The following is a 9,801-nucleotide window of genomic DNA, read 5'->3' on the forward strand; positions in this document are numbered from 1 at the left end:
CGCGGGCACAGATTGTGTGCCTTTATGTGGCTTCGGTGGCGTTGGTTCCGTGTCGGGCCGCCGAAATCAGGCGAGCTCGACCCGCAGGCCGGCCGTTCGGAGCGCGGCGACGGCGGCCGGGGCGAGGGCCCGGTCGGTCACGAGGGCGTCCACGTCGTCGAGGCCGGCGAACGAGATCAGGTGGTCGCTGTCGTGCTTGGAGGCGTCGCTGAGCACGACCACCTCCCGGGCGCACGCCACCATGGCGCGCTTGACCGCGGCCTCGTGCGCGTCGGGGGTGGAGAAGCCGTGCTCCACCGAGAACCCGTTCGTCCCGAGGAACGCCACGTCGACGCGCAGGCGCGTCAGGGTGTCGATGGCCGAGGCACCCACGACCGCCTGGGTGATCCCACGCACCTGGCCCCCCAACAACCAGACCTCGGGCCCCTCCCGCTCCGACAGTTGCAGGGCCGTGGGCACGGAGTTGGTCACCACCAGCGAGACGGAGGGGGGCAGGAGCGTGGCCAGACGCCCCGTCGTCGTGCCGCCGTCGAGCAGCACGGTGAGGCCGTCGCGCTGGGGCAGCAACTCGACGGCGCGCTGGGCGATCGCCTGCTTCTCGGTGGTCGCCGCCACCTGCCTGGCGGGCATGGGCGCCTCGGTGAGGCGCAGCTTCTCCGCCGGCACCGCTCCCCCGTACACACGGCTCAACAGCCCCTTGGCGGCCAGGGCGTCGAGGTCGCGACGGATGGTCTCGGCGGTGACGTCGTAGCGAGCCGCGAGCTCGGCCACCGCCACTCGCCCCATCTCACGGGCCCGCGTCACGATCTCGTGCTGGCGTTCCTCCGCGTACATCAGCACTCCTTCGTGCAATCGGGCGGGCGATCCCACTCGAACGGGCATGACTCCTGCTTGCTGTATACCGATTTTACGTTGACTTGGCAAGCATTGTGCGCGAGGATGGGCCGGACAACCTCAGGCCTCACCGTGGAGGAACCCATGCAGCAGCAGACCGTCCGAGGCACCGGTGTGGTCGCCGGGTACGCCTACGCCCCCGTCGCCTGGACGCGCCCCGCCCCCGTGCCACCCACCTCCACGGCGGTCGTCGCCGAGGATGACCGCGCCGACGAGGTCGAGCGCTTCAAGGCGGCCGTCGAGACCGTCGCGAACCGTTTCGCCGACCGGGCGTCCACCGCGACCGGCGTGGCCTCCGAGGTGCTGGGCGCCACCGCCGCCCTCGCGCGCGACCGGGGCTGGAGCCGGGCGGCCACCAAGTTGATCAACGCGGGCACGTCGGCCGAGGGTGCCACCACCCAGGCCATCGGCCAGTTCGTCGCGCAGTTCGAGAAGCTGGGCGGGCTGATGGCCGAGCGCACCACCGACCTGAAGGACATCCGCAACCGCGTGGTGGCCGAGCTGATGGGCCTGCCCGAGCCGGGCGTCCCGAAGCCGACCTCGCCGGTCATCCTGTGCGCGGAGGACCTCGCGCCCGCCGACACCGCCGGCCTCGACCCGACGATGATCCGCGCCCTCGTGACGCGCCTGGGTGGCCCGACGAGCCACACCGCGATCATCGCCCGCCAGCTGGGCATCCCCTGCATCGTCGCGGCGTCCTCGCTCGACACGGTGCCCGAGGGCACGTTGGTGCTCGTCGACGGCACGTCGGGCATCATCACCCTGAACCCCGACCGGGCCGAGGCCGACGCCCTGGTCGCCGAGGACGCCCGCCTGCGCGAGGAGATCCGGTCCTGGCGCGGGCCGGCGCAGACCGCCGACGGCACCCACATCCAGCTGCTGGCCAACGTGCAGGACGGCAAGGCCGCGGCCAAGGCGTCCGAGAGCGAGGCCGAGGGCGTGGGCCTGTTCCGCACCGAGTTGTGCTTCCTCACCGCGCAGACCGAACCGAGCGTCGAGGAGCAGGCGCGCATCTACGGTGAGGTGTTCGGCGCATTCAGCGGCAAGAAGGTCGTCGTGCGCACCCTCGATGCCGGCTCCGACAAGCCGGTGCCGTTCGCCAACCACGAGGACGAGGAGAACCCGGCGTTGGGCGTCAGGGGCATTCGCCTGGGGTGGACGAACCCCGGCCTGGTCGAGCGCCAGCTCGACGCGATCCAGATCGCGGCCGAGGACAACGGGGTCTCCGAGGCGTGGGTGATGGCGCCGATGGTCGCGACCGTCGACGAGGCCTACGAGTTCGCCCAGCTGTGCCGCGCGCGCGACCTCAAGCCCGGGATCATGGTCGAGGTGCCCTCCGTCGCGATGCTGGCCGACCAGTTCATCCAGGAGGTCGACTTCTTCTCGATCGGCACCAACGACCTGACCCAGTACACGATGGCCGCCGACCGCATGAGCTCGCACCTCGCGATGCTGACCGACCCGTGGCAGCCGGCCGTGCTGCGGCTGATCCAGCTCTCGGCGGCCGCCGGACAGCGGGCCGACAAGCCCGTCGGCGTCTGCGGCGAGGCGGCAGCCGACCCGTTGCTGGCGTGCGTCCTGATCGGCCTCGGCATCACGTCGCTGTCGATGGCGACGAACGCCATCCCGGCCGTGGGCGTCCAGCTGGGCAAGGTCACCCTGCAGCAGTGCCAGGAGGCTGCGATCCAGGTCGCGGCGTCCCGCAACAGCCGCGACGCCAAGGAGCTGGCGGCGAAGCTTCTGGGCTGACGCGGATAGCCTCGCCCGTGTGACCCTCTCGCCCGACGATCTCGACCGCCTGCCCGCCCGCGACCGCGCGATCGCGTTCCGGATGCTGCCCAAGGGGCAGGCACTCGAGGTCTTCGAAGCGCTGGACGCCCCCAACCAGGCCGAGCTCGTCCACCTGCTGCAGGCCGACGAGACGGCGGCGTACTTCGCCGAGATGGACCCCGACGACCGGGTCGACCTGCTCGACGAACTGCCCGCCACGCTCGCCACCCGCCTGCTCTCGGGGTTGACCTCCGATGAGCGAAACCTGACCGCGACGGTGCTGGGCTACCCGAAGGGGTCGACCGGGCGCGAGATGAGTCCCGAGGTCGCGATCGTGCCGCAGGCGATGACCGCGGGCGTGGCACTCACCCGGGTGCTGGACCGGCTGCACGACTCCGAGACCGTCTACACCATCGCGGTCAGCGACGGCACCCGCCGCCTCGTCGGCGTGGTCAGCCTCCGCGACCTGCTCGCGGCAGCCCCCGAGACCGCAGTGGCCGACCTCGTCCGGCCCGCCGACAGCGCGCTGGCCACCGAACCCGCCGAGGACGCCGCCCGCCGCTGCGCGGACCGCCGCCGACTCGCCCTCCCGGTGGTCGACTCCGAGGAGCGAATCGTCGGCATCCTCACCGTCGACGACGCCCTCGAGATCCTCGAGCGCGCCGAATCCGAGGACCTCGCGCGCCAGGGCGGCACCGAACCGCTGCACCGCCACTACCTGTCGACGCCCATCCTGAAGGTCGTCCGGTCGCGGCTGGTGTGGCTGCTGGTGCTGGCGATCGGGGCGTCCCTGACGGTGCAGGTGCTGGAGGTCTTCGAGAGCACGCTGGCCCAACTCGTCGTGCTGAGCGTGTTCATCCCGCTCCTGATCGGCACGGGCGGCAACACGGGCAACCAGGCCGCCACGACTGTCATCCGGGCGCTGGCACTCGGCGAAGTGCGCACCCGCGACGTGCTCAAGGTGATGGTCCGCGAGCTGCTGACCGGCGCCACCCTGGGCTTGGTGCTGGGGGGCCTCGGCTTCGCCATCGCCGGGCTGCTCTACGGCTGGCCGATCGGCAGCGTCATCGGCCTGACCCTGTTCACCGTGTGCTCGCTGGCGGCCACGGTCGGCGGCACGATGCCGCTGATCGCCAAGGCGGTCCGCGCCGACCCGGCAGTGTTCTCCAACCCCTTCATCTCGACCTTCGTGGACGCCACCGGCCTGGTCGTCTACTTCCTCATCGCCAAGGCGATCCTGGGGCTGTGACGCGCCCGGCCGCTCGGGCAGACTGGGGGCGTGGAATCACCCCCGTTCCCGGTTCCCGCCCGCGGCTGGCGCCTCGACGAATCCGGCATCACGTACCCACGCGGGCTCATACCCTGGTCCGAGGTCGCCGAGGTCACCCAAGCCGAGGACGGCGACGACGTCACCCACGTCCAGGCGGTGCTGCGCACGACGACGACGCATCGGGTCGTCTCGGGGGTGGTCGCTGTCGCGTTGCTCGGGCTCGCGGTCGTCGAGGTGGTCATCGGCCTGACGAGCGGCTTGGAGGAGCTGCCCTTGGTCGCGCTGATCCTCGTCATCGCGGGCGGTCTGATGGCCTGGGCAGCCATCCTGCTGGTGCACCAGGGCTGGCGGTCGGCGACGGCTCCCCGCGCTGGACGCCTGCGTGCGGGGTCTACGCCCGCAGGCTCCCCGCTAGAGTCTCGGGCATGACACCCGATGAACGCCTCGCTGCTGAGGAGCGTGCTCGGGTACTCATCGACCGCGAACTGACCGCCGCGGGGTGGGCGGTCCAGGACGCCCGCGCCCTCAACCTCTTTGCGGGAACAGGAGTGGCAGTCCGGGAGGCGGTCATGGCCGTCGGCCACGGTCGAGCCGACTACCTGCTGTACGTCGACAAGCGGGTCGTCGGGGTCATCGAGGCCAAACCAGTCGGCAAGACGCTCGCGGGTGTGGAGTGGCAGTCGGCCACCTACGCCGACGGCCTGCGGCCCGAGGTGCGCCTGAAGGCGCTCACCCACGACGGACGCCTGCCTTTCGTGTTCGAGGCATCCGGCACCGAAACCTGGTTCACCAACGGCTTCGACCCCGACGCCCGCGCGAGACGACTCTTCGCCGTGCCCCGGCCCGAGACACTGGCCCAGTTGATCCGTGACGCGGCCGCCGACCCAGCCCTCCCCACGTGGCGTGCGAAGGTGAGGGCCCTGCCGCCACTGGACACCAGCGCACTCCGGCCGGCGCAGATCGACGCCATCCGCGGCGTGGAGCGCTCGTTGGCCGAGCAGCACTTCGATCGCTCCCTCATCCAGATGGCCACCGGCGCAGGCAAGACGTACACGGCGGTCACCCAGTCCTACCGGCTGCTCGCGCACGGCGGTTTCCGTCGCATCCTGTTCCTCGTCGACCGCATCAACCTCGCCAAGCAGACACTCGCCGAGTTCCAGAACTACCGCACCCCGGGCGACGGCCGTCGGTTCACCGAGCTCTACCCTGTTGAACTCCTCAGCTCCGCCGGCATGCTGGCCTCCAGCAGCGTGGTCATCTCGACGATCCAGCGGGTGCACTCGGTGCTGAAGGGGGAGCCGGTCACCGACGAGGACGACCCGCAGCTCGACGCCTTCACGCCTGATGCGCCTGTCACGGTCGACTACTCCCCCGACCTCCCGCCCGAGTCGTTCGACCTCGTCATCGTCGATGAGGCGCACCGCTCGATCTACGGCGTCTGGCGCGGCGTCCTGGAGTACTTCGACGCCCACGTCATCGGCCTGACGGCCACGCCCGGACGCCAGACGTTCGCGTTCTTCCGGCAGAACCTGGTGTCGGAGTACACGTACCCCCAGTCGGTCGCTGATCGGGTGAACGTCGACTTCGACATCTATCGCATCAGCACCGAGATCTCCGAGCAGGGGTCGATGATCGAGGCGGGCACGGTCGTGCCGAAGGTGGATCGGCGCACCCGCAAGGAGCGCCTCGAGACCCTCACAGAAGACCTTGATTACGAGAAGGGGGCTCTGGACCGCGCGGTGACGGCGAAGAGCCAGATCCGCCTGGTGCTGGAGACCTTCCGCGATCGGCTGTTCACCGAGATCTTCCCGGGCCGTTCCGAGGTGCCGAAGACCCTCATCTTTGCCAAGGACGACGCCCACGCCGAAGAGATCGTCCGGATGGTGCGGGAGGTGTTCGGCAAGGGCAACGACTTCGCGACCAAGATCACCTATCGGAACAAGGACGCCGACGACCACCTGAAGGCCTTCCGCAACTCGCCCACACTGCGCATCGCGGTGACCGTCGACATGATCGCGACCGGCACCGACGTGAAGCCGCTGGAGTGCGTCTTCTTCATGCGGGATGTGCGCAGCGCCCAGTACTTCGAGCAGATGAAGGGCCGCGGCGCGCGAACCATCGATACGGCGTCCTTCAAGTCGGTCACCCCAGACGCCGACGCCAAGACCCGGTTCGTGCTGGTGGACGCCGTGGGCGTCACCGAGCACGACTTCGTCGAGCCACCACTGAACCGGGTGCGGGGCATCTCGCTGGAGAAGCTGCTGCGCAAGGCGGCTGCGCTGGAGCTGACCGAGGACGAGACGGCCACGCTGGCGTCCAGGTTGACGGCGCTGGAGGCGCAGCTGACGGCGCCCGAGCGCGCCGAGCTCGACGAGGTGGCCGGACGCCCCCTGCGCAGCATCGTCCGGGGGCTGGTGGACGCCGTCGACCCCGACGTGCAGGCCCAGGCCGCCGATGTGGAGCAGTTGGTCCAGGACGCGATCGAGCCGTTGGCCGCCAACCCGGAGTTGCGCGAACGCATCCTGGAGCTTCGTCGCTCGCACGACCGGGTGATCGACGAGGTGAGCGTCGACGTGCTGCTGGACGCCCATGGCGTGGTCGACACCGACCGGGCACGCCACATCGTGGAGTCGTGGCGGGAGTACTTGGCCGAGCACCGCGACGAGATCGCGGCGATCCAAGTGGTGGATGAGCTGCGCTCGCGCCGAGGCCGCATCGACGTCGCGTGGCCGGACGCACGCCGTGTCACCTTCGCGGATGTGCAGGAGCTCGCCGACCGGATCAGCCGCCCGCCCCACAACTGGACGCCCGACCTCGTCTGGGCCGCCTACGAGGCCGTGGACGCCGGACGCGTGCGTCGGTCGAACCACCACACGCTCACCGACCTGGTGTCGCTGCTGCGCTACACCCTGGGGCTGGATGATGAGTTGGTGCCCTACGCCGACGTCGTGCGCGAGCGCTACGCCGGGTGGCTGGCGCAGCAGGAGCAGGCAGGGGTTCGGTTCGGCGACGCGCAAAGGTGGTGGCTGGACCACATCGTCGAAGTGATCTCGGCATCGGCCGGCATCGACGCCCGCGATCTCGACGGGACGCCCTTCTCTGAGCGTGGCGGTGTCGACGGTGCGTTGCGCGAACTCGGCCCGGACGCCGGGGCGATCCTGGACGAACTGAACCGGGAGCTGACGGCGTGATAATCCCCCCGGGCTGGACAATCGCGAGGCTGGATCAAGTCGCCGACTGGTCGAGTGGTGGCACTCCAAAGGCGGGGCGCCGCGCATACTACGGCGGCGACATCCCGTGGGCGGTGATCGGCGACCTTGCCGATGGTGCGGTGCGGGCGACTGCCAACTCCATCACGCAGCTGGGTTTGGAGAACTCCTCCGCCAAGATTGTCCCGGCGGGGTCGGTGCTGGTGGCCATGTACGGCTCGATCGGGAAGCTGGGCGTTGCGGGACTGCCGATGGCGACGAATCAGGCAATCGCCATAGCGCAGCCACGCGAAGGAATCTCCAGGGAGTTCTTGTTCTACTACCTGATGAGCCAGCGTGACCTGCTGAACGCGGCGGGTCGGGGAGGGACCCAACGCAACATCAGCCAGTCGATCCTAAAGCCCTGGCCCATCCCGCTACCGCCACCCGATGAGCAGTGCCGAGTCGTCGAGATCATCGAGGACCACCTCTCCCGCCTTGACGCCGCGGACGGCGGTATCTCCACCGCTCTGGCTCGCGTTCGCGCCCTCGAAGAGCAGATCATTCGATCCGCTCTCGTCGATGCCACCAGCACGATGCATCGCCCGACCCCGGAGTTGCCCAACGTTGGGACGGATGACTCGACCATCGTTCCGCTACCCCCGGGGTGGCGGTGGGTGCGCCTCGATGACGTTGCCGACGTCGTGGGAGGCGTGACGAAGGACAGCAAGAAGCAAGCTGATCCGTCGTTGGTGGAGGTTCCCTACTTACGAGTCGCCAACGTGCAGCGTGGACGTCTGGATCTCAGCGAGATCGCGACTATCCGCGTGACAGCCCAGAAGGCTCAGGCCCTGGAGTTGCGGGTTGGCGATGTGCTCCTCAACGAGGGTGGCGATCGTGACAAGCTGGCGCGCGGCTGGGTGTGGGAGGGACAGATCCCCGGCTGCATTCACCAGAACCATGTCTTCCGCGCGCGGATCAAGACCGATCTGGATCCCTACTTCCTGTCCCTGACGGCGAACACCTTCGGTTCTCCCTGGGCCATGCGCAATGGGAAGCAGAGCGTCAACCTTGCCTCGATCAGTCAGACGGTCATACGGAAGATGCCGGTCATCCTTCCACCCAGCGGCGAGTCGGGACGGATCGCTGCTCGCGTGACCGAACAACTCGACACGAACGGTCGTCTCCGGGAAGAGCTGCTCGCAGCGCGGCGACGCTCGGCCACACTGCGTCGCGCCGTGCTCGCCGCAGCGTTCTCCGGCCGACTCACCGGCGCGGCGTCCGACAGCGACCTCATCGAGCAGCAAGCACCCGAACTCGATGAGGCAGTTCACGCATCCACCGAAGTGCGCGCCGATGAGCAGATTCCGCTTGAGGCACCACATCCGGGATGAACCGGTCGCCGTGCGATGAGTAGGCGTCGACCAACCGCCGTTGGACATCAAGTGTCCGCTCGGACGACCTCGCGATCCTTTCCACCGCCTGCCCCACATCGTGGATCGTCTTCTCTACCCGCCAGCCCGTCCCGCACATGGCAGACAGGTCAATGATCGCCTGCTCGGCGAAGCGGTGCCCGGACGTGTCGGAGTACTCGATCTTCACCCTGTGGACCCACGGGAGATCAACTGCATATTGCGCTGGGTGAGAGCCGCTGTTCCGCTGGTGGGTGAGCCAGTGTTCCGGTGACCAGTGGGCCACCGTGACGGTCCGGGGTGGGCCGTGGCGCCGGTGGTGGTTTGCGTGTGTGGAACGTTCGTCGGCGTCTGTGCCGCTGGGGCACGGGCGTTTGACGAGAGGAGTCGTCCTTCATGGTCGACTACAAACAGATCCTCAGGCTGCGTGCCGAGGGTGTGAGCCAGCGCGGGATCGCTGACGCGTTGGGGTGTTCCCGTAACACGGTGGCGGCGGTGTTCACCGCGGCGGACTCGGCGGGCGTCGGGTTCGGGCAGGTGGCGGACCTCGGGGCTGACGAGGTCCGCACCCTGTTGCTGCCGGAGCCGGCCAAGCCGGACTCGGACCGGGCCGCACCAGATTTCGAGTATGTGCACCGGGAGCTGGGACGGCCGTCGGTGACACTGCTGGTGTTGTGGAACGAGTACGTGGCCAAGTGCCGCGCCACCGGCGAGGTTCCGTACCAGTACTCGTTCTTCAACGAACAGTACCGCCGGTGGGTGAAGTCGACGGGTGCGTCGATGCGGATCCAGCGCAGCCCGGGCGAGTCGGTCGAGGTCGACTGGGCCGGGGACGCGATGGTGTTCGCCGACCCGCTGACCGGCGAGTTGAGGGATGCGTGGGTGTTCGTGGCCGCGTTGTCGTACTCCGCCTACTCCTATGTGGAGGCCTTGCCCGACATGACGCTCGGGTCGTGGATCGACGCCCACGTGCACGCCTTCGAGCACTTCGGGGGTGCCGGCCGGCTCCTCGTCCCGGACAACCTGCGGACCGGGGTGTCCAGGTCGGACCGGTACGAGCCGGCGTTGAACCCCGCGTACGCGCGGTTGGCGGAGCATTACGGGACCGCGGTCATCCCGGCCCGCGTGAAACGTCCCCGCGACTATCCCGAGGATCTGGTTATCCCGAGTCGTGGCCGTTGCTGCTTGTCAACGGGGGCTGTGGCTGGGGATCCTCGGGATAACTACGTGAGGCCTGCGAGTCGGAGGATCAGGTCGTCGTCTCCTT

Annotated in this window: 7 protein-coding genes; 6 read left to right on the forward strand and 1 reads right to left on the reverse strand. The window is 69.0% G+C overall.

Going from position 1 to position 9,801, the window contains the following annotated elements; translation table 11 throughout:
* Positions 1-66: 66 nt before the first annotated feature.
* On the reverse strand, positions 67-834 hold the full coding sequence (locus H5397_RS14970; RefSeq protein WP_182818409.1) for a DeoR/GlpR family DNA-binding transcription regulator: 768 nt from the start codon (positions 832-834) through the stop codon (positions 67-69).
* 144 nt (positions 835-978) lie between these two features.
* Here H5397_RS14970 and ptsP point away from each other — a divergent pair, with 144 nt between their 5' ends.
* The 6 genes from ptsP to istA all read left to right on the forward strand — a co-directional run.
* Positions 979-2,643, forward strand: coding sequence for a phosphoenolpyruvate--protein phosphotransferase (gene ptsP, locus H5397_RS14975; RefSeq protein WP_220492323.1), 1,665 nt, complete (start codon positions 979-981; stop codon positions 2,641-2,643).
* Between the two features lie 19 nt (positions 2,644-2,662).
* The gene (mgtE, locus tag H5397_RS14980) at positions 2,663-3,913 is read left to right on the forward strand and encodes a magnesium transporter (RefSeq protein ID WP_220492324.1); all 1,251 of its coding nucleotides are present in this window, start codon (positions 2,663-2,665) and stop codon (positions 3,911-3,913) included.
* 30 nt (positions 3,914-3,943) lie between these two features.
* The gene (locus tag H5397_RS14985) at positions 3,944-4,363 is read left to right on the forward strand and encodes a hypothetical protein (RefSeq protein ID WP_182818412.1); all 420 of its coding nucleotides are present in this window, start codon (positions 3,944-3,946) and stop codon (positions 4,361-4,363) included.
* Positions 4,360-7,125: a DEAD/DEAH box helicase family protein gene (locus H5397_RS14990; protein WP_182818413.1), complete on the forward strand. Its 2,766-nt coding sequence runs from the start codon at positions 4,360-4,362 to the stop codon at positions 7,123-7,125. The genes H5397_RS14985 and H5397_RS14990 overlap by 4 nt, the downstream gene beginning before the upstream one ends.
* The gene (locus tag H5397_RS18935; RefSeq protein ID WP_220492325.1) at positions 7,122-8,516 is read left to right on the forward strand and encodes a restriction endonuclease subunit S; all 1,395 of its coding nucleotides are present in this window, start codon (positions 7,122-7,124) and stop codon (positions 8,514-8,516) included. The genes H5397_RS14990 and H5397_RS18935 overlap by 4 nt, the downstream gene beginning before the upstream one ends.
* Before the next feature lie 414 nt (positions 8,517-8,930).
* The coding region (gene istA, locus H5397_RS15000) for an IS21 family transposase (RefSeq protein ID WP_182818416.1) at positions 8,931-9,801 on the forward strand (871 nt) is incomplete at its 3' end.

The sequence above is a fragment of the Propioniciclava sp. MC1683 genome, assembly GCF_014164675.1.
GTDB lineage: Bacteria > Actinomycetota > Actinomycetes > Propionibacteriales > Propionibacteriaceae > Propioniciclava.